The sequence below is a fragment of the Marinomonas spartinae genome, assembly GCF_900089775.1.
GTDB classification, from domain to species: domain Bacteria; phylum Pseudomonadota; class Gammaproteobacteria; order Pseudomonadales; family Marinomonadaceae; genus Marinomonas; species Marinomonas spartinae.
Genome location: NZ_FLOB01000004.1, coordinates 65822 through 86315, shown reverse-complemented (window position 1 = coordinate 86315; position 20494 = coordinate 65822). Strand labels below are relative to the sequence as shown.

General features: G+C 44.2%; 17 protein-coding genes. 12 read left to right on the top strand and 5 right to left on the bottom strand.

What is annotated here, in order from left to right:
• The first annotated feature begins 137 nt into the window (after positions 1-137).
• The 6 genes from MSP8886_RS10355 to lnt all read left to right on the top strand — a co-directional run bounded on the left by MSP8886_RS10355 (position 138) and on the right by lnt (position 6131).
• Positions 138-611, top strand: coding sequence for an EVE domain-containing protein (locus MSP8886_RS10355; RefSeq protein ID WP_067016614.1), 474 nt, complete (start codon positions 138-140; stop codon positions 609-611).
• A 129-nt stretch (positions 612-740) separates the two neighbouring features.
• Positions 741-2096: a tRNA (N6-isopentenyl adenosine(37)-C2)-methylthiotransferase MiaB gene (miaB, locus tag MSP8886_RS10350; protein ID WP_067016091.1), complete on the top strand. Its 1356-nt coding sequence runs from the start codon at positions 741-743 to the stop codon at positions 2094-2096.
• Between the two features lie 12 nt (positions 2097-2108).
• On the top strand, positions 2109-3218 hold the full coding sequence (locus tag MSP8886_RS10345) for a PhoH family protein (RefSeq protein WP_083200905.1): 1110 nt from the start codon (positions 2109-2111) through the stop codon (positions 3216-3218).
• A complete protein-coding gene (gene ybeY / locus MSP8886_RS10340; RefSeq protein ID WP_067016088.1) occupies positions 3218-3682 on the top strand; it encodes an rRNA maturation RNase YbeY in 465 nt (154 codons plus the stop codon). Before MSP8886_RS10345 ends, ybeY begins: the two co-directional genes overlap by 1 nt.
• Before the next feature lie 12 nt (positions 3683-3694).
• Positions 3695-4561, top strand: coding sequence for a CorC family transporter (locus MSP8886_RS10335; RefSeq protein WP_067016085.1), 867 nt, complete (start codon positions 3695-3697; stop codon positions 4559-4561).
• 1 nt (position 4562) lies between these two features.
• Positions 4563-6131: an apolipoprotein N-acyltransferase gene (gene lnt, locus MSP8886_RS10330; protein ID WP_067016082.1), complete on the top strand. Its 1569-nt coding sequence runs from the start codon at positions 4563-4565 to the stop codon at positions 6129-6131.
• A 128-nt stretch (positions 6132-6259) separates the two neighbouring features.
• Here the strand turns inward: lnt and MSP8886_RS10325 are convergent, their stop codons facing one another.
• Positions 6260-6697 (bottom strand): hypothetical protein, encoded by a 438-nt coding sequence (locus MSP8886_RS10325; RefSeq protein ID WP_139063128.1) that lies wholly within the window; start codon positions 6695-6697, stop codon positions 6260-6262.
• A gap of 176 nt (positions 6698-6873) precedes the next feature.
• Here MSP8886_RS10325 and leuS point away from each other — a divergent pair, with 176 nt between their 5' ends.
• From leuS to holA, 3 genes are all read left to right on the top strand, one after another.
• A complete protein-coding gene (gene leuS, locus MSP8886_RS10320) occupies positions 6874-9321 on the top strand; it encodes a leucine--tRNA ligase (protein WP_067016076.1) in 2448 nt (815 codons plus the stop codon).
• Positions 9322-9387: 66 nt separating this feature from the next.
• Positions 9388-9906: an LPS-assembly lipoprotein LptE gene (locus tag MSP8886_RS10315; protein ID WP_067016073.1), complete on the top strand. Its 519-nt coding sequence runs from the start codon at positions 9388-9390 to the stop codon at positions 9904-9906.
• Between the two features lie 32 nt (positions 9907-9938).
• Complete coding sequence (gene holA / locus MSP8886_RS10310; protein WP_067016070.1) at positions 9939-10973, top strand: DNA polymerase III subunit delta; 1035 nt, start codon at positions 9939-9941, stop codon at positions 10971-10973.
• A gap of 41 nt (positions 10974-11014) precedes the next feature.
• Here the strand turns inward: holA and MSP8886_RS10305 are convergent, their stop codons facing one another.
• Positions 11015-12439 (bottom strand): MFS transporter, encoded by a 1425-nt coding sequence (locus MSP8886_RS10305; RefSeq protein WP_067016067.1) that lies wholly within the window; start codon positions 12437-12439, stop codon positions 11015-11017.
• 163 nt (positions 12440-12602) lie between these two features.
• Here MSP8886_RS10305 and MSP8886_RS10300 point away from each other — a divergent pair, with 163 nt between their 5' ends.
• Positions 12603-13532 (top strand): LysR family transcriptional regulator, encoded by a 930-nt coding sequence (locus MSP8886_RS10300; protein WP_067016064.1) that lies wholly within the window; start codon positions 12603-12605, stop codon positions 13530-13532.
• Positions 13533-13768: 236 nt separating this feature from the next.
• On the top strand, positions 13769-14425 hold the full coding sequence (locus MSP8886_RS10295) for a TIGR02466 family protein (RefSeq protein ID WP_067016061.1): 657 nt from the start codon (positions 13769-13771) through the stop codon (positions 14423-14425).
• Between the two features lie 46 nt (positions 14426-14471).
• Here MSP8886_RS10295 and MSP8886_RS10290 read toward each other — a convergent pair whose 3' ends face one another.
• The 3 genes from MSP8886_RS10290 to MSP8886_RS10280 all read right to left on the bottom strand — a co-directional run bounded on the left by MSP8886_RS10290 (position 14472) and on the right by MSP8886_RS10280 (position 19254).
• Positions 14472-15992, bottom strand: a complete 1521-nt coding sequence (locus tag MSP8886_RS10290) for a SpoVR family protein (RefSeq protein WP_067016058.1) — start codon at positions 15990-15992, stop codon at positions 14472-14474.
• Positions 15973-17265: a YeaH/YhbH family protein gene (locus MSP8886_RS10285; RefSeq protein ID WP_067016055.1), complete on the bottom strand. Its 1293-nt coding sequence runs from the start codon at positions 17263-17265 to the stop codon at positions 15973-15975. The genes MSP8886_RS10290 and MSP8886_RS10285 overlap by 20 nt, the downstream gene beginning before the upstream one ends.
• Positions 17266-17331: 66 nt before the next feature.
• On the bottom strand, positions 17332-19254 hold the full coding sequence (locus tag MSP8886_RS10280; RefSeq protein ID WP_067016052.1) for a PrkA family serine protein kinase: 1923 nt from the start codon (positions 19252-19254) through the stop codon (positions 17332-17334).
• 612 nt (positions 19255-19866) lie between these two features.
• Between MSP8886_RS10280 and MSP8886_RS10275 the strand changes: the two genes are divergently transcribed.
• Positions 19867-20475, top strand: coding sequence for a flavin reductase family protein (locus tag MSP8886_RS10275; RefSeq protein ID WP_067016049.1), 609 nt, complete (start codon positions 19867-19869; stop codon positions 20473-20475).
• Positions 20476-20494 lie beyond the last annotated feature (19 nt).

Below are 20494 nucleotides of genomic sequence, written 5' to 3'. Positions count from 1 at the left end.
TATGAAGAGCATGACAACCCAATGCATTGAGAGATAAGCAACTCATTGAGGGCATTGGGTAAATTTTCTTTAATTGTAGATACAATTTTATAAATCATATACTAAGAGTATGTATCATTATGCAAACGGAGAATAATATGCCTAATTACTGGCTCATGAAGTCTGAACCCGATGCTTTTTCCATTGATGACTTAGCACAACAAGGTCCCTCACCCTGGGATGGTGTTCGTAATTATCAAGCCCGCAATTTCATGCAAAACATGCAAATGGGTGACCTCATCTTTTTTTACCACTCAAGCTGTAAACCAGCTGGCATTGCTGGCGTGGCGAAAGTGGCACGCGAAGCCTACCCGGATCACACAAGTTGGGATCCAACCAGCCATTATTATGATCCTAAATCCTCCCCAGATCATCCTCGCTGGTTCATGGTGGATATTGAACTGGTCGAAAAATGGTCAAACGTCTTACCCCTTAGCACCCTAAAACAAGACCCAGAGCTTAGCGACATGTTACTTATTAAAAAAGGCAACCGCTTATCTGTCATGCCGATTAAGCCAAACGAATGGCAACGCATCAACACCCATTTAAAACCAAATAATAAACCAAGATGATCAAAGGAAATAAGGACTATTTTCAGTTTAATGGGTTCGAATGTTCAACACCCCTGTGATTCGGAAGCAAAGCCAAATATAATAGTGCCAAAGTCGATAGACGAATAATTTTTTAGGTTTATAAGTGACATGGCAAAAAAACTCTTTATCCAAACTCACGGCTGTCAAATGAACGAATACGATTCCTCTCGTATGGCAGATTTACTGGGCGAAAGCCATGAGATGGAACTCACGGACAATGCGGAAGAAGCGGATGTGCTTCTTTTGAACACCTGCTCTATTCGAGAAAAGGCGCAAGACAAGGTGTATCACCAACTTGGTCGCTGGAAAAAGCTCAAGCAGAAAAACCCCGATTTAGTCATTGGTGTGGGCGGATGCGTTGCGAGCCAAGAAGGCGATGCCATTCGTAAGCGGGCCAAACATGTTGATATGATTTTCGGGCCCCAGACACTGCATAAACTACCAGAAATGGTGAATTCAGCGGGTAAGCATATCCCCATTACGGATGTAACCTTCCCCGAAATTGAGAAATTCGACCACTTGCCCGCTCCGCGAGTAGAAGGAGCAGAAGCCTTTGTGTCCGTCATGGAAGGGTGCAGTAAGTACTGTACTTTCTGCGTGGTACCTTATACCCGTGGGGAAGAAGTCAGTCGTCCATTCGACAGCATTTTGAAAGAAGTCATACAGCTTGCAGAGCAAGGTGTACGCGAAATCCATCTATTAGGGCAAAACGTCAACGCTTACCGTGGCGAAACCGTAGAAGGTGACGAAGCAGATCTTGCCGACATTATTCACGCTGTGGCACAAATCGATGGCATTGAACGCATTCGTTTTACCACCTCTCATCCGGTAGAGTTTACCGATAGTTTAATCGAAGCTTTCCGAACAGAGCCCAAGCTGGTTAGCCATCTTCACTTACCGGTACAAAGTGGTGCCGACAACATCCTTAGTGCCATGAAACGCGGTCATGATCGCCAATATTACATTGATAAAATCAATCGCATTAAGGACGCGCGACCAGGCATCAGCCTGTCCTCGGACTTTATTATTGGCTTCCCAGGTGAAACCGACGAAGATTTTGTCGATACCATGAACTTAATTCAGGAAATCGGCTTTGATCACTCATTCAGTTTTGTTTATAGCCAGCGCCCAGGTACGCCGGCAGCAAGTCTGGAAGACGACACACCAGAAGCATTGAAAAAAGAGCGTTTAGCCATATTACAACGTCGTATCAGTCAACAAGCGTTTGACATCAGTTTAGCGATGGTTGGTGAGGTTCAGCGCATTTTGATCAGTGGTTATTCACCCCGTGATCCTGGACAGCTTCAAGGCCGCACTGAAAACAATCGCATTGTTAACTTCCGTGCTTCCGATCCTCAATTGATCGGTAAATTTGCAGACGTGGTGATCACAGATGCTTATTCAAACTCCCTACTAGGTGAGTTGATCAGCTCTGAACTTGACACCGATTTTGTCCTTCACTAAGTAAGGTAACTCTTGGAAACGACACAGACAACTCAACAAATACGCCTTGCACCAGCCGAAGCCGATGCTTTGGCTGTCTTATGTGGGCAACTAGACGAAAACATCAAACTGATTGAAAAGCGTCTTGATGTCACCATTCGCTACCGTGGTGATCTGTTTGATATTTCAGGCGAAAGCTCTGACAATGTCGCCGCCACAAAAATCCTACTGGAAAACTTGTATCGTGAAGCGCGGGCACAAGGGGTTCTTTCAGCCGAAACCATTCACTTGTATTTGCAGGAATCGGCCATTGAGTCTTTGAGCAAAAACTCAAAAGATAACGGTGATCAATTGGTCATCAAAACACGCAAAGCTTTTATCAAACCCAAAGGTAAAAACCAACAAAGCTATGTAAAAGAGGTGCGTAAAAACGACATCAACTTTGGTATTGGTCCCGCCGGGACGGGAAAAACCTATTTGGCTGTTGCTTGTGCCGTCGAAGCGCTAGAAGCAGATCGCGTCGAACGCATTATGTTAGTTCGTCCAGCGGTTGAAGCGGGTGAGAAATTAGGCTTTTTACCTGGGGATTTATCACAAAAGATCGACCCTTACCTACGCCCTTTATACGATGCACTTTATGAAATGCTGGGCTTTGAACTGGTCGACAAACTGATAGAGAAAAACGTTATCGAGATCGCCCCGCTGGCATTTATGCGTGGCCGGACTCTAAATAATGCTTTCATTATTTTGGATGAAAGCCAAAACACCACCCGCGAACAGATGAAAATGTTCCTGACGCGCATTGGCTTTGGCTCCACAGCGGTGATCACAGGGGACACATCTCAAGTGGACTTACCTCGTGGTACATCGTCTGGTTTGGCTCATGCCATGCACGTTTTACGTGGCGTCAACGGCATTAGTTTAACGCACTTTGCGGCCTCCGATGTGGTTCGTCATCCGCTGGTTCAACGCATTGTTGAAGCGTATGAGCGTTTTGATACAGAAGAGGAAGAAGCGAAAAAGGCACGAACTGAAGCCCGCTTACAAGCACAGTCTGAACAGACGGCGCTTGCAAATGACTCAACATCTAAGAACGAAGCCAGTCCCTCCCACTCAGCCACCAATCAAGGTAACAAAAGCTAATGGCCCACTTGGAATTAGATTTACAAATCGCCTGCGAAGCAACAGACAATGTGCCAAGTAGCGATGAGTTCAAACAATGGGTAACCACGGCCTTACCGTTATCTGGTGATGAATACGAAGTCACTATCCGTCTAGTTGATGAAGAAGAAAGCCAAGCACTTAATAACGAATACCGAGGAAAGGACAAACCAACTAATGTCTTGTCTTTTCCTTTTGATGCGCCCATGGAACTTGATATTCCCTTATTAGGTGATTTAGTCATCTGCGCACAAGTTGTTGAGCGTGAAGCCATTGAACAAGAAAAACCCTTATTGCATCATTGGGCCCATATGACCATACACGGCATATTGCATTTACGTGGCTATGATCATATAAATGACGATGAAGCAGAAGAAATGGAAGCCTTAGAAACTCAGTTATTGGCTTCTCTTAATATTCCAGATCCATATTTGATAAAAGAGTGAGTTCATAACCCCATGAGCGAAGACCGATCGAGTAGCACCAACGATCAACAGAAATCTTGGTTTGAGCGTTTAACGCAAGCATTTAACGATGAGCCCCGCAGCAGAGAAGACATCATCAAACTGCTGGAGGCGGCGGTTAAATCAGACATCATTGATCGTGATGCCTTCACGATTGTTGAAGGTGCATTAGAGGTGTCTGAGGTACAGGCTAGAGATATTATGATACCGCCTTCCCAGATGGTGGTGATCAGATCAGAAGATGATCCAAAGACCTCGATTCGTAAAGTCATTGATTCTTCACATTCACGTTTCCCTGTGGTCGGTGAAGAGCCAGATGAAATATTGGGTGTGCTGCTAGCAAAAGACCTGCTGCCACTCCTTTTTAAAGATGAAGACATTGTTATGGACGATATTTTGTCCTGCCTTCGTCCCGCTAATTTCATTCCTGAAAGCAAGCGCCTCAATGTGCTACTCAACGACTTCAGAACTAAGCGCTATCACATGGCATTGGTTTTAGACGAATATGGTAGTGTATCGGGCTTGGTTACCATTGAAGACGTTCTCGAACAAATCGTTGGTGAAATTGAAGATGAAACAGACCGGGAAGAAAACGAAGACATTCAAACAACAGACGAAGACGATGTCTTCTTAGTACCGGCTTTATGTCCAGTTGAAGATTTTAATGAATATTTTAAAGCTAGTTTTAGCGAAGAAGAATTCGACACCATTGGCGGCATTTTGGTACAACAATTTGGTCATGTTCCTGTACGCGGTGAGGAAATCATCTTTGGCGGCATGAATTTTTACGTCTTAAAATCCGATGGGCGACGCGTTAAAACCATCAAAGTTTCACGATTGAATACAGAAGCGACAGAGTAGTATGCCCCACTCCCACCCCAAATCAGCCACAAGCAAGCAGGCGGGGTGGAAACGCCCTTTTCTTACTAAATTACCTTCACCCGTTGCGCTATGCATAGGTTTCTTGGCAGGCGCACTGGGTGTTACAAGCTTTTCACCCTTTAATTTTTGGCCCAGCTATTTTATCACCATTGTGGTCTTCTGCTGGCTGGTTTTAACCAGTGATAACGCAAAAAGCGCCGCATGGCGAGGAACCGCTGTCGGACTAGGCTTTTTTGGCTGCGGCGTCTCTTGGGTATTTGTGAGTATCGATACCTATGGGCATGTAGGTAATACTATTTCGGCTCTCATTACCTTTGGTTTTGTGTTCATTCTTACTCTGTTTTGGACTCTATCCTCTTGGGTCACTTGGCGACTGGTTAAGATATTTACCCGTATCCCACCCGGACTTATTTTTGCCACCAGTTTATTGGCGTTCGAGTATGCACGAAGCACATTTTTTACCGGCTTTCCTTGGTTGCTGCCAGGTTACTCGATCCAAACATCTTGGCTTTACGAACTACTCCCCATTGGCGGCATATGGTTAACCAGCGCCATTGTTGTCTTAACATCCAGTATCGTTACCAGCTGCACCCTCAGCCGTCACAACCATGCCGTTATGATCGCCATCGTTCTCCTAGCCTGGCTTGGCGCAGCCTATCTTCAGTATTTCCCTGAACAATGGGTGAAACAAACAGGACAGTTCAAAGCCACACTGGTACAAGGCAATGTCAAACAGAGTGAGAAATGGCAAGCAACGACAGCCCGCTCATCCTTAGAATATTATGAATCAGCAACCGTACAGCATTTAGACAGCGATTTAGTGGTTTGGCCAGAAACCGCGATAACGTATCTCTATCAGCAAATTCGACCGCATTTAAGCCAATTAAACAAATTACTAATCGAAACGAATACCACCTTAGTCACCGGAGTCCCCTCTTTCGATAAAGAAAAAAATACCTATTATAACGCCATGTGGGCATTGGGTGACGGAAAAGGTCTTTACTACAAACGCCATCTCGTTCCCTTTGGCGAGTACATTCCCTTCTCATCCATCATCGGTCCGGTGCTTGATATTTTTGGCATGCCTATGTCGACTTTTTCACCAGGCGGGGCACATCAAGGCCTCATACACGTTGGCAAATGGAAAGCCGCTCCGTTTATTTGTTATGAGATCGTCTATACAGATCAAGTACGTGACTTAGCCGCCAAAAGTGACTTTTTAATCAACATCAGTAATGATGGCTGGTTTGGCGCTTCTATCGGCCCATGGCAACACTTGCAAATAGCCCAGTTTAGAGCAAAAGAAACAGGGCGATATTTAGTTCGCGCGACGAACACAGGGCTCACCGTGGTGGTAAATGAAAATGGAAAAATCACCGACGAAGCGCCGCAATTTAAGCGTACCACCATGACGACAACGGTAAAAACCTTTAGTGGATCAACACCCTATGTCAAATGGGGAGAATGGCCCGTTGTACTATTAATGATCCTCTGCTTGGTATTATCCTACGGTATAAATCGAGGCTCTAAGCCGTCGGATAAGCGATAAATAGCCAAACGAAAAAAGCCACGTTATTTAATATCGCGTGGCTTTTTTCATTATGCTGCCCACCCCTCTTAACAAAACACAGGAATTAGAACATCAGAGCAATACGAGTATAGAGAGCCTCCCCTGCTCTAGTCGTCTTTTTCTTGATGAGTCGACATCAAACCGTAATGGCACACTTCACAGGGTTCCAGAGTGCCGTCTTCTGCTTTGATGTTATCGTGCCCACATGCCATACAGTGATAAACACCCGCTTTAGCTTCTTGGCCAGCGACATGACATTCTTCTAAAGGGACAGGATTATTATTGGCATGGTTAATCAGCCATAATAATGCAGCATCTTCTTTTGCATCCAACTCTTTGGTCAGTTCTTCCCCTTCTTCTAGAACCAAATGCCAATTGGCATCAATCCAAGCTTCGGTGTATCCCATTTTATCGTGCCAGTAAGCTTTCATTAGAGATACGTCGTCTAGAAACCAATCCTTCGCCCCTTTTAAAATTTGGCGCGCTTCTTCGACAAGATCGGTGTTGTTTTGTTCATTTATCGGATCTTTTTTCATTGATTTCATAACTCCTCTTCTATGTGCCTTCTCATTAGAGCCTCATCTCTATAAAATAGCGAATATTCTTAGTTTCTGTTGGGCTCTACACAAGTTTCCTGTCGATTCAGCTATGTTTCCTCACTTGGGTGGCTTTTTGTGTAGTTCAATCCAACCTAACGCCTATTATGGGATCATTAAACATCATGCAAGAACAATACAATCCTCAGCAGATTGAACAAGCAGCTCAATTATTTTGGGATGAAAACAAAGTATTTAAAGCCGTAGCAGACGCCAGCAAAGAAAAATTTTACTGCCTCTCTATGTTCCCTTACCCAAGTGGCCGTTTACACATGGGGCATGTGCGTAACTATACCATTGGTGATGTAATTTCCCGTTACCAGCGTATGCAAGGCAAAAATGTCATGCAACCCATGGGCTGGGATGCCTTTGGCTTACCAGCAGAAAACGCCGCCATCAAAAATAAAACGGCCCCCGCAAAATGGACCCATGAAAACATTGCTTATATGAAAGGCCAGTTAAAAGAATTAGGCTTTGCTTATGACTGGGACCGTGAAATTGCCACTTGCACCCCCGAATACTACAAATGGGAACAATGGTTCTTTACTCAATTAGTCGAAAAAGGCTTAGCTTACAAAAAAACCTCTGCGGTTAACTGGTGTCCTAATGACCAAACCGTGTTAGCGAACGAACAAGTAGAAGACGGCGGCTGCTGGCGCTGTGGCACGACCGTTGAGAAAAAAGAAATCCCTCAATGGTTCATCCGCATCACGGCCTATGCAGAAGAATTGCTTAACGATCTTGATCAACTTGATGGCTGGCCCGAAAAAGTGAAAGCCATGCAGCGTAACTGGATTGGCCGCTCTGAAGGCTTAGAATTCAGCTTCTCAGTCGCTGACAAAGAGGAGCGTCTATCTGTTTACACCACGCGCCCTGATACCATTATGGGAGTCACTTACGTTGCCGTTGCCACGCAACATCCTCTGTCTTTGGAAGCCGCCCAAAACAATGCCAAGCTTGCTGAATTTATCGAGGAAAGCAAGAAAATGTCGACCACCGAAGCGGACATGGCAATGGTTGACAAAAAAGGCATCGACACTGGTTTCAAAGCCATTCACCCCATTACAGGGGACGCTGTCCCTATTTATGCGGCTAACTTCGTGTTGATGGATTACGGCTCCGGTGCGGTGATGTCGGTTCCTGCTCACGACCAGCGTGATTTTGAATTCGCGAAAAAGTATTCACTGCCCATCAAACAAGTGGTGAAACCTGCAGGTGATGAAAGCATCGATCTAGAAAAAGAAGCCTTCACCGAAAAGGGAATACTCTGCAACTCTGGTGAGTTTGATGGACTGTCTTTTAAAGACGCCTTCGACACCATTTCTGCGTGGATGGTTAATCGCAACTTGGGCGAAATAAAAGTCAATTACCGCCTAAGAGACTGGGGCGTCAGCCGCCAACGTTACTGGGGCACCCCAATTCCAACGATCAATTTAAAAGATGGCTCCGTCGTACCCGTTCCAAAAGATCAACTACCCGTTGAATTGCCCACGGACGTCATTATGGACGGCGTCAATTCCCCCATCAAAAACAACCCAGGCTTCTCTGCTATTACTTACAACGGAGAAGAGGCAGAACGTGAAACTGATACCTTTGATACCTTCATGGAATCCTCTTGGTACTTTGCACGTTACTGTTGTCCAGACGCAACGGATACCATGCTAACCGAAGAAGCAAACTACTGGCTTCCTGTTGACCAATACGTGGGGGGCGTTGAACACGCTATTCTTCACCTTTTGTACTCACGTTTTTTCCACAAACTGTTACGTGATGCGGGTCTTGTTAACTCTGACGAACCGTTCAAACGCCTATTAACCCAAGGGATGGTGAACAAAGACGGTACGAAAATGTCTAAATCCAAGGGCAACACCGTTGACCCTCAGGAAATGATTGAGCGTTATGGCGCAGATACGGTTCGCTTATTCGTCATGTTTACTGCACCACCAGAACAATCTCTTGAGTGGAATGATGCGGGTGTCGATGGTGCCTCTCGCTTCCTACGTCGACTTTGGTCTTTAGCGTATCGTCATACAGAAGCCGGCGCACCTAGTGAGCTAATGATTGATGAGTTAAATGGTGAGCAAAAGTCGCTACGTCGTAAAACGCACGAGACCATCCAAAAAGTGACCGATGATATTGAGCGTCGTCAAACCTTCAACACCGCCATTGCTGCAGTAATGGAGCTGTGTAATGAAATCAGCAAGTTTGAAGACCAATCCCCCCTTGGTTTGGCTGTTGAACGAGAAGCACTAGAGGCAGCAATACTGCTTCTATCACCGATCGTGCCGCATATCGCCCATCAATTGTGGATCGAGCTTGGCCATGCGGATAACGTTGTTAATACCCCTTGGCCCGTCCTTGATGAAGCAGCACTTGTGAAAGATGAATTAACCATTGTGGTTCAAGTACTAGGTAAAAAACGTGCGGAACTGATTGTTTCCGCTAATGCTGACAACAAGACCATTGAAGACGCCGCACTTGCTCATCCGAACGTGACGAAATTCCTCGAAGGAAAAACCGTCCGTAAAGTGATCGTCGTGCCAGGTCGTTTGGTCAATATCGTCGCGAACTAACATACTCAATGAGGGATGGCCTAGCGGCCTCCCTAATTTCCTTTTATCGCCTTAGAGATCATGGATATGATAATACCATTGAATAAAACAACTCGCTTTTTGTTACTCATTGTCCTGTCGTTTAGTGTCGTCGCTTGTGGTTTCCATCTACGTGGACAAGTCGCTATTCCCGAAGCTCTAAAACGACTAGTATTAACCTCTGACTCAGGCTCCCCAGCCTTTGACACCGCATTGCGTATTGCTTTAACGCGAGCAGGTATCAAAGTTGTAGACCCCAAAAATGCGGGCGATGATGTACTTGAGTTAAAAGTTAATCACCTTAAAACATCCGATACAGTACTTGCACGCAATGGTTCAAACGATGTGACTCAGGTACAACGTGAATTAAGTGGTGTTTACTTTATTCGCCAAAAAGATGGTAAATCCATCTATGGTCCTCGCAACTTTAGTACGACCAAGATACTGTCGAACCAAAATGCGGAAGAAAGCACAAAAGCGGCTTATAACCAAACAGAAATGGAAACGATGGCAAATGATCTTGCCAATCAGTTGATTTCTGACCTTGCTTACGCACCCGTTAAATAGCGGCCTTATAACGCATTGATAATAAGATTGCTATGAAAGTTAGAGCAGATCAACTGCCACAACAGCTCAACAAAACCCTCGCCCCCATTTATATTATCTCTGGGGACGAGGTGTTATTGTGCCAAGAAGCCGCTGACAGTGTGCGCAAAGCGGTATTCAACAATGGCATTAACGAACGTTTACGCTATGTAGCAGATGCTCAATTTGATTGGCAAGATGTGATTAATGAAAACCAAAGTTTGTCGCTTTTCTCTAATCAGCGATTGTTTGATATTCAAATCGACAAAATGGGGGAAAAGCATACCAAGGCACTGGCACAATTATCACAGTCATTAAGTGATGATAATGTTATCTTACTGACCTTACCTAAAATAGATACTCGCTCACAAAAAGCGAAATGGTTTTCTCAGCTTGAGAGCAAAGGCGTCTTTGTTCAAATCTGGCCAATCGATGCTAATCGCTTACCGGCTTGGGTCCAACAACGAGCCCAAGCTCTTGATCTCTCACTAAGTCGAGATGCGGCCAGCATGATTTGTGAACGCGGCGAAGGTAACTTACTCGCTCTTTCACAAGAACTGGAAAAACTGGCATTGCTACATGGTGCAGGCAGTAAAATTGATGCAGAAAAAGTCGCTGAATCGGTAGCTGACAGCAGTCGCTATTCCATTTACGATTTAAGTGATCGATTACTGATGGGCAAAACCAAAGAAGCCATGCATTGCTTAAACCAGTTAGTAGGAGAAGGAGTAGAATCCAGCATTATTCTCTGGCTGTTTAACCGAGAAGTGCAAACACTTAGCTCGCTTTTTAAAGCCATGCAATCGTCCAGCCTAAGACAAGCCTGTCAGTCCCAAAAAATTTGGGATAAGCGAATCCCCTTTTATGAAAGTGCTCTAAACCGACATAACCACATCACTCTTCCCTACTTGCAAAACTATCTGGCATTGATGGACAAGCGCATCAAAGGGCTAGAAGGGCCCGACATAGAAACAGGCTTTCGCAATCTCGTGATGATGTTTTGTGGCTTCAAACCCGTGGCCACAGAGCTGGATTTGCCAGTCCACTAAAATAATGCCATAGCAAAAAGTCAGACCCTCCCTACTCTCTTCTAAGCCTGCCCTCGCTGCTGACGACTGACACTAATGAAGATAGCCAATACGGCTGCGACAGCAGCAACCCAGAGACTTACTTGGATACCTTGATCCTCTAATAAAGTATTACTTCCTGATTGTCCATAAAAGGATAAAACCACGCCAACCAGAGCGGCCCCCAAACACTGCCCAAACGTTCGAACAATCGCCAATACACCCGAGGCATAGCCACTTTTCTCTCTGGAAACGTTCGACAGCATCTCTCGATTATTAGGACTCTGAAAACAACCAAAACCAATACCACACAACAAACTGCGCAAACAAATATCCCATACAGAAGGCTGATCAGGCAGTAATGCGAGCAGTATAACTCCCAAAGCAAATAAACAGGAGCCTATAACCGAGATGACAGCAGCGGAATAACGGTCTGACAGTTTGCCAGCATTTGATGCGGCTAAAATAATGCCTATGGGCCAAGGCGTAAAAAGCAGTGCCGAGTCAAACACACTGTATCCATAAACGGTTTGGAATAAAAATGGCAATGCAATAAACACGATCCCTTGACTGATAAAAGACGCTAAAGACGTCAAGGCTGCAAGCGAAAATCGCATAGACAAAAAGATCTCCAGAGGCAACAACGGCTTGGGAGCAACACGCTGCCGTTTAATAAATAGCCACCCAGCCACAATCGCCGCCACACCATACGTTGTCGCGATGATCAGCGTTTCAGAATAAAGGGCACCGTGACTGAGTTGAGAGAAGGTATTCGCCGTCATAATCAACGCCCCTAACATCACAGCGGATAACACCCCACCAAGAATATCAAACGGTTCACGACGGATACTGTCAATACGAGGAACCGCCCGCAACGTAAACATAACCGCCATGATACCCAATGGAATGTTGATGGCAAATAACCATTGCCACCCCAAAGTCGACAACAAGGTTCCACCAAAAATGGGGGCCACCGCCGTAATAGAGCCTATCAACAAAGCATTCAAGCCTAATATTCGCCCCAATAATCGATTAGGAAAAACGGAACGTAAAATCGCTGGTGAAATGCTCAACGTAGCGGCACCGCCAATGCCTTGCAATAAACGCATTAAAATAAGCATTTCGAGAGACGATGACAAAGCACAACCTAAAGACGCCAAGGTAAAAACCACCAAGCCAATAGTGAACTGCAGGCGAAAACCAATGCGTGTCGCCAGGGCTGAAAATATCGCCAACGTCATGGCAGCCGTTAACAAATAACCATTAGACACCCATACTGCGTGACTCGCTGACACTCCCAGCGTTTGAGCGATTTTGGGCAACGCTATGTTTACCATGGAGCCATCAAAGACGGCCATGGTCGTTGCTGTCATCGTGGCCACCATTGCTAAACGACGTTCGGATCCTACCAATCCATCGTCACCTGGCTCATCGAAAAATAATATCATGTAATAAAGATACCTCTTACGTAATAAAGACTCTTTGACATAGAGAACTCGCAAAGTATAGGCTTGCTGTTAACATGGCGGAAGGCGCATCAATGATACTTATAAACTGCACATAACGCCTTATCTATTACCAATCAAATTATCAACTAGGTAATTACACTGTATGGCTGAACCAGACCTAAATCTGTTAGTTGCACTTGATGCCCTACTGACGGAAGAGAGTGTTGCAGGTGCCGCAAGACGGCTTAAACTAAGCGCTTCAGCAATGAGCCGAACCCTGAACAGACTTCGAGTTGTCACGAAAGACCCATTACTAGTAAGAGCCGGACGTCATATGGTATTAACCCCCTATGCGCAAGGGATACGAAATCGCACACGCGATACAGTCTTCGAAGCTCGTAATATACTCAATCCCCTTTCATCCCCCCTCAATTTATCGACATTGAAGCGAACCTTTACCATTCGAGCGAATGATGGCTTTATCGAAGCGTTTGCCGCATCACTTATCTCGGCAGTCGCCATATCCGCACCACTCGTTCGCTTACGCTTTGCCTCCAAATCAGAGAAAAACGTCAAATATCTTAGAGAGGGGCAAGCGGATCTTGAAATAGGAGTACTTGACGACACAATGGGGCCAGAAATCCGCTTACAAGCCCTGTTTAGAGACAGATTTAGTGGTGTAGTCAGAAAAAACCACCCACTCCACAAAACAGACAGCATAACACCTGAACAATATGTATCTTACGGCCATGTCATTGCTTCCCGTCGTGGACTGACAAAAGGCCCTGTGGACAACGCCTTGACGGCATTAGGCCTAGAACGACATATAGCGGCTATTGTTCCAAGCTTTCCCGCCGTTCTTACAGTCATACAGACTTCTGACTTAGTTGGACTAGTACCAGACTCATTTTTAAACAATCACAAAAAGCTGAATGGCCATGAAATGAGCGCTTTTCATACCTTTGAACTCCCGGTAAAAACGGACACTATCACCATATCGCAAATGTGGCACCCTCGGTTAGATAAAGATCTCGCTCATCGTTGGTTACGCACATTAGTACTGGATGTTTGTCAGCAGAAAATGCCAAATTAACCTGTCAATTAAGCCATTACCGAGATGGCAAACCGAGTCTCTGAGATAGATAAAGAAGTCAGCGTGATTGAACGCCTTAAATTAGCCAATAATTTATCGTTCATCATCTAGCCCTGCCGCCTGACATCCATAGAAAAAAACACGACCTTTTGTTGATAAGCCTTTTTTTCTCTCGTCAGGCTGGTACTATCTCGGCGAGCCTTTCTACCTTCCATTTAGCGCCAGGTTATACCTTGATGAATAACACCACTAGCATTGAAGAAATGAGCGTTTGGACAACACCAATATTTAGTGCCCAACTGCCTGACCATGAATTTCTAAAAGACGCCCTTCTTGATATCGTCTATCAACAAAAAGCTGCCCAGTCCACGGCCATCGAAAGCCTGATCGCACCATCGGCAAAACATGCTCTTCACGAAAGCACACTGGACTTCTTAGAGATACAAGACGCCACCATTATGGAGGTCAAACGCACCTTAGAAGAGCTGATTTTAGAGGTGGCCAGTAGCTTAAACCAAGCTTATTGGCCCGAACACACTCAAGCAGAAGCCCATATTATTGAGTCTTGGTATCATGTAACACAAATGGGCGGTTATCATGACACACATTCTCATCCAAACTGTTCTTGGTGCGGAATTTACTATTTAGAACCAGGTGAGGCAGCTGTGAAAGGCAAAGGAGGAGTCAACCGTTTTTACGATCCAAGAGTCAATGCCGAACACTATTCTGACCCAGGCACGGCCTATTTATCGAATCAAGGGGTATGGGATTTCTTACCAACAGAAGGACAAGTGGTGGTTTTTCCGTCTTATTTAAAACACTCGGCCCTACCCTATTTTGGAGAGAAAGACCGAGTAGTCATCGCATTTAACAGTGCTATTGATCTGTATTAATTGCAATGGTACTTAGGTAGTCGCCTTCACCCTTGTGCTTCTATAATCACTCATCAGGAGCACAAGTGTAGGTTTGTACCAAGCCATTTTTTCCCCAAGACTCCAAGCGTACATCAAACCCCCATAATCGCCTAAAGTGCTTAATCACCTCAACGGTGTCATCATTGAGAGGTCGGTCACCGTCCATAACATGACGCAACACCAAGCTACGATCACCGTTAATATTCACTTTTTGCACCTGAATATTGGGCTCACGGTAACTCAGGTTATATTGCTGTGATAAACGCTCCCTGAGTTTTTGAAAGCCTTCGCCGTTGTGAATCTCTTTAATTTCAACAAAAGGATCTAGCACATCGTTTTCCATGCCAAAAAAACGGAAGTCTCGCATCAACTTAGGCGACAAATATTGCAGGATAAAACTTTCATCTTTGAAATTACGCATAGCGAAATCCAGCACTTCTACCCAAGGCTTACCAACAATATCAGGAAACCATTCTCTGTCTTCTTCAGTTGGGTTCTCACACATGCGCTTGATGTCTGAATACATTGCAAAACCCAGAGCATAAGGGTTAATCCCTGAATAATAGGGTGAGTCAAAGCTTGGTTGATACACCACATTTGTATGGGATTGCAAAAATTCTAAAATAAACCCATCGTTCACTTTACCCTTATCATACAAGGTGTTCATTAAGGTATAGTGCCAAAATGATGCCCACCCTTCATTCATCACTTGCGTTTGGCGTTGAGGGTAAAAATACTGTGCCATTTTACGCACTATACGGATCAGCTCTCGCTGCCAAGGACGCAATAATGGCGCATGTTTCTCTAAGAAATAGAGTAAATTCTCCTGCGGTTCCGAAGGAAAAACGCGTTCTTTCTTGGCCGCTTCTTCATCCTTTTCAGTTATAGGAATCGTCCGCCATAAGTCATTTACCTGCTGCTGAAGAATTTGCTCGCGCTCATCTTGACGAAATTGTTCTTCTTGAGCAGAAAGCGGCACAGGACGCTTATAACGATCCACCCCAAAGTTCATCAAAGCATGACAAGAATCCAGCGTTAATTCGACTTCCTCCACACCGTATTTCTCTTCGCACTCTTGTACGTATTTCTTGGCGAAAACCAGATAGTCAATAATCGCCGTCGCATCCGTCCATGTTTTGAATAAATAATTGCCTTTAAAGAAGGAGTTGTGGCCATAACAAGCATGGGCAATAACCAATGCCTGCATCATCATATTGTTCTCTTCCATCAAATAAGCAATACATGGAGAAGAGTTAATGACAATCTCATAAGCCAAGCCCATGCGGCCACGCTTATAATTTTGTTCCACTTCTAGAAATTGCTTTCCGTAGGACCAGTGATGATAACCCAAAGGCATACCAACAGACGCATAGGCATCCATCATCTGTTCAGAACTGATGATCTCAATTTGATTTGGGTAAGTATCTAACCCATATTCTCTGGCAATTTTGCCAATCTCTTCATCGTATTTTTGAATCAACTCGAATGACCATTCAGGTCCTTCGGACAGAAACTGACGCTTTTTCTTACTGGCCACTTGACTCATGTTGCCTCCTTTGGAACAAGTCCCGGAAAACAGGATAAATATCGCCAACATCTGTGATATGCCGCATCGAAAAGTATTTTGGATGGGCAGCCTGAACCTGCTCGTAGGAATACCACAGACTTTGGTGATCGCGAGGAGTAATCTCAATGTAGGTAAAATATTGAACCTTATCGACAATCTCTTCTTCAAGGATCTTCCGACAGATCATTGAATCATCATCCCAGTTATCACCATCAGAGGCCTGTGCCGCGTAAATATTCCAAGAATCAGACGGGTAACGTTCCTCAATAATTTTATTCATTAGCTTTAAGGCACTGGAAACAATAGTTCCTCCAGTCTCCCGTGAATAGAAGAACTCTTCTTCTGACACTTCTTTAGCACTGGTATGGTGACGAATGAAAATAACATCGATTTTTTCGTAGTTACGACGCAAGAATAAATACAGCAAAATAAAAAACCGCTTTGCGATATTTTTGGTCTCTTGTGTCATAGAACCCGATACATCCATTACACAAAACATAACCGCCTGTGAACTGGGTTTTGGCTCCTTCACATGGTGGTTATAACGCAAATCATATGTATCTAAAAAAGGTGTACTGCTAATTTTCTGCTCTAGTAACGCCTTCTGTTCTTCTAACTCAGCAAGACGATGATCATCTCTAAGCACCGAATCTTGAGCCAATAAATGTGCTATTTCCGCTTCGACCTCTTTAAGCTGACGTCGCGGCCCACCACTCATCACCATACGGCGTGCATAGGCATGGCGCATAGAGCGCACGATATTTAATTTAGAGGGTGTGCCATCACTTACCACACCAGCATGGCGTAAGCTAAATTCCTTAATTTCTTTCAGTTCTTTTTTGAGTAGGTTAGGCAGCGCAAGATCTTCAAAAACATAATCGAGAAACTCTTCTTGAGAAATCTGAAACACAAAATCGTCTTCCCCTTCTCCAGAATCACTCGCATCGCCATTGCCAGAACCGCTACCTGATCCACCTTTCGGTTTGGGTATGCGATCCCCGGTTATAAATTCCTTATTACCAGGGTGGACAATGGAGCCAGTTCCACCCTGCCCATGCCCAAAACTGGGCTCATGAATGTCTTTTTGAGGTATGGTAATTCGTTCACCACGATCTAAGTCTTTGATGCTCCTTTCATTGACCGCTTCTTCAACGGCTTTTCGAATATGCTCACGATAGCGACGTAAAAATCGCTGGCGATTCACGCTGCTCTTATGTTTACCGTTTAGGCGGCGGTCAATTATGTATGACATACCCACCTCCTTTTACTGATCAGACAAAACAACCTAGTCTTACTCATAGACGCTTACTCCAATACGCTATTGAGACTTACGCACTCGTAAGTACCACTCAGACAGCAAGCGAACTTGTTTTTCGGTATAGCCACGCTCCACCATGCGTTTTACAAATTCATTGTGCTTCTTCTTATCCTCACTGGACGATTTCGCACTGAAAGAGATAACAGGAAGCAAATCTTCAGTGTTAGAGAACATTTTTCGCTCAATTACCACACGAAGTTTTTCATAGCTTAACCAACTAGGATTTTTACCATTATTGTTAGCTTTCGCACGCAGCACGAAATTCACCACCTCATTACGGAAGTCTTTAGGGTTGCTGATTCCGGCGGGTTTTTCGATTTTTTCCAACTCATCGTTGATAGAAGAGCGATCCAAAATATCTCCCGTTTCAGGGTCACGATACTCTTGATCTTGAATCCAAAAATCCGCGTAGGTCACATAACGATCAAAGATATTCTGTCCATATTCAGAGTACGACTCTAAATATGCTGTCTGAATTTCTTTTCCGATAAATTCCACGTAACGAGGCGCTAAATACTCTTTTAAAATTCGTAGGTATCGATCGTGACGATCTTGATCAAACTGTTCTTGCTCAATTTGTTGTTCCAGCACATACATAAGATGTACAGGGTTAGCTGCGACTTCTGTTGGATCAAAGTTAAACACCCGCGATAAGATCTTAAAGGCAAAGCGCGTTGATAAACCGTCCATGCCTTCATTCACGCCTGCGGCATCTTTATACTCTTGAAGTGACTTCGCTTTTGGATCCACATCTTTTAGCGATTCCCCATCATAAATGCGCATTTTTGAGAACAAACTGGAGTTTTCTGGCTCTTTCAAGCGAGATAAGACGGAAAATTGGGCGAGCATTTTTAGAGTATCTGGCGCACAAGGCGCGTGGTTCAATGAGCTGTGCTCTAACAGCTTCTGATAAATAGAAATTTCTTCTGTCACACGAGTACAATAAGGCACTTTCACGGTGTAAACACGGTCAATAAAAGCTTCATTGGTTTTGTTGTTTTTGAACGTTTGCCACTCTGATTCGTTTGAGTGAGCTAGAATCAGCCCATCAAATGGAATACCGCCAAGCCCCTCGGTTCCATTGTAGTTCCCCTCTTGAGTCGCGGTTAACAACGGATGCAACACTTTGATTGGCGCTTTGAACATTTCCACAAATTCCATGATACCTCGGTTACCCCGACATAAGCCGCCGGAATAACTGTAGGCATCCGCATCATTCTGCTCAAAGAATTCAAGCTTACGAATATCCACCTTACCCACCAAAGCGGAAATATCTTGGTTATTTTCATCACCCGGCTCGGTTTTCGAAATCGCCACTTGATTGAGGGCTGACGGGTAGACTTTAACCACACGAAAGTCTTCAATATTTCCATTGAACTCCTTCAAACGCTTGGCAGCCCAAGGCGACATAGCAGTTTTCAGGTAACGTTTTGGAATACCGTATTCTTCTTCCAAAATGTCGCCATCTTCGGCGATATCAAATAAGGATAAAGGAGACTCAAAAACAGGTGACCCTTTAATCGCGTAAAACGGTACAGATTGCATCAACTCTTTGAGTTTTTCCGCCAAGGACGATTTACCGCCACCAACAGGTCCTAGGAGATAAAGAACTTGTTTCGATTCCTCCAAACCTTGGGAGGCATGGGTTAAAAAAGCTACAATTCTTTCGATAGCCTCTTCCATGCCATAAAAGTGCTCAAACGATGGATAGCGTTTGATTAATTTATTCGAAAAAATACGACTCATCCGTGTGTCTTTAGAAGTATCTATAACCTCTGGATCACCAATGGCCATAAGTAAGCGCTCTGCTGGGGACGCATAAGCAGACTTATCTTGTTTACATAAAGTTAGATACTCATCGAGAGACATTTCTTCGTCTTTTTGAGCGTCATAGCGAGATTGGACATGATCAAAAATACTCATTACAGCATCCTCTCAAAATCAGTGTGGCTAGGCTTTTAGCAAAAATGACCCATAGATTTTTTAGCAAATTCACCAGAAAAATTTATCAGGTTCACTCTTTATATTTAGCATAGTCTGGCAGGTACTCAAGCCTGCCAACGTAAAATAAAAAAGCCAAGAGCACATACAATATGCTCAACAAAACAACAAATTAGAAGAATAAGTGACTGAAAAGTAAGCGCTTTAAGGAGTGTATCTACCCTCCTTGTAAACAAGAAAAATTCACATTTAGATACAAAAATACTCTTTTTCTGATCAAAAAACACTCACTCTTTATAGATATCTTATTCATTAAGAGAAAAAATAGGAAACCTCCTCTTCCGCCTTGTGTTACCAATAATTACCACAAGTTCTTCATAAGGCATTCACAATCGATTGATATATGTAGTAATTTAGGTGGTGATTTACCAACGAGGTACATTACCTAAGTACAATAGCGAAGAAAGACACAGACAGCTTACTCGTCTCGACAATAGCGCCAGCATTGTTCTATCACCTATTCAGGTATACGAGACGCAGAAAACCTCTTCAACTCTTTCTTAAGCCTTTTCAACGTCATCAACAGGTAATCATATGATTTTTGATTTTCAGCAAACGAATCCATTCGACCGTTACCACCTCATGACACAGACTGTCACGCCTAGACCCATTGCCTGGATCTTGACAAAGAATGAAAACCAAACTTATAACTTGGCCCCCTTTTCTTTTTTCTCCATTATCTCTCCTGATCCTGCTTTATTGGTTGTGTCCATCGGTAACAAGTCCAATAACGAGCAGAAAGATACCAAGCGCAACCTCATTCGCGAACAGGAATGTGTCTTGCATATTCCAAGTTTGGAACAGATTCATGCACTCAACGACAGCGCAGCCACTTTGGAATACGGAGTATCTGAACTGGACAATGCAGACCTAAACCTAACGTCTTTCGCACCATCGTTGCCACGTTTAAAAGAAGCTAAAGTGGCTATGTACTGTCGCTTATTCGAATTGCAGAATGTTGGAAACTCTTCCTTTAGTGCATGCTACCTAGAGGTTCTCAATCTGCATGTGGATGATGAGATTATCAAACAAGAAGGCGACCGAAACATTATCGATAACGCACAACTCAACCCAATTAGCCGGCTGGGTGGAAGTGATTATGCAGTTCTTGGAAAAACACTGACGATCAAACGCCCCAATTAAGGGCATACAGAATCGAGGT

What these genes read in the sequence shown, in the direction of transcription:
- MSP8886_RS10355 (WP_067016614.1), top strand. Translation starts at nt 138, where the DNA reads ATGCCTAATTACTGGCTCATGAAGTCTGAACCCGATGCTTTTTCCATT.
- miaB (WP_067016091.1), top strand. Translation starts at nt 741, where the DNA reads ATGGCAAAAAAACTCTTTATCCAAACTCACGGCTGTCAAATGAACGAA.
- ybeY (WP_067016088.1), top strand. Translation starts at nt 3,218, where the DNA reads ATGGCCCACTTGGAATTAGATTTACAAATCGCCTGCGAAGCAACAGAC.
- MSP8886_RS10335 (WP_067016085.1), top strand. Translation starts at nt 3,695, where the DNA reads ATGAGCGAAGACCGATCGAGTAGCACCAACGATCAACAGAAATCTTGG.
- lnt (WP_067016082.1), top strand. Translation starts at nt 4,563, where the DNA reads ATGCCCCACTCCCACCCCAAATCAGCCACAAGCAAGCAGGCGGGGTGG.
- MSP8886_RS10325 (WP_139063128.1), bottom strand. Translation starts at nt 6,697, where the DNA reads ATGAAATCAATGAAAAAAGATCCGATAAATGAACAAAACAACACCGAT.
- leuS (WP_067016076.1), top strand. Translation starts at nt 6,874, where the DNA reads ATGCAAGAACAATACAATCCTCAGCAGATTGAACAAGCAGCTCAATTA.
- MSP8886_RS10315 (WP_067016073.1), top strand. Translation starts at nt 9,388, where the DNA reads ATGATAATACCATTGAATAAAACAACTCGCTTTTTGTTACTCATTGTC.
- holA (WP_067016070.1), top strand. Translation starts at nt 9,939, where the DNA reads ATGAAAGTTAGAGCAGATCAACTGCCACAACAGCTCAACAAAACCCTC.
- MSP8886_RS10305 (WP_067016067.1), bottom strand. Translation starts at nt 12,439, where the DNA reads ATGATATTATTTTTCGATGAGCCAGGTGACGATGGATTGGTAGGATCC.
- MSP8886_RS10300 (WP_067016064.1), top strand. Translation starts at nt 12,603, where the DNA reads ATGGCTGAACCAGACCTAAATCTGTTAGTTGCACTTGATGCCCTACTG.
- MSP8886_RS10295 (WP_067016061.1), top strand. Translation starts at nt 13,769, where the DNA reads ATGAATAACACCACTAGCATTGAAGAAATGAGCGTTTGGACAACACCA.
- MSP8886_RS10290 (WP_067016058.1), bottom strand. Translation starts at nt 15,992, where the DNA reads ATGAGTCAAGTGGCCAGTAAGAAAAAGCGTCAGTTTCTGTCCGAAGGA.
- MSP8886_RS10285 (WP_067016055.1), bottom strand. Translation starts at nt 17,265, where the DNA reads ATGTCATACATAATTGACCGCCGCCTAAACGGTAAACATAAGAGCAGC.
- MSP8886_RS10280 (WP_067016052.1), bottom strand. Translation starts at nt 19,254, where the DNA reads ATGAGTATTTTTGATCATGTCCAATCTCGCTATGACGCTCAAAAAGAC.
- MSP8886_RS10275 (WP_067016049.1), top strand. Translation starts at nt 19,867, where the DNA reads ATGATTTTTGATTTTCAGCAAACGAATCCATTCGACCGTTACCACCTC.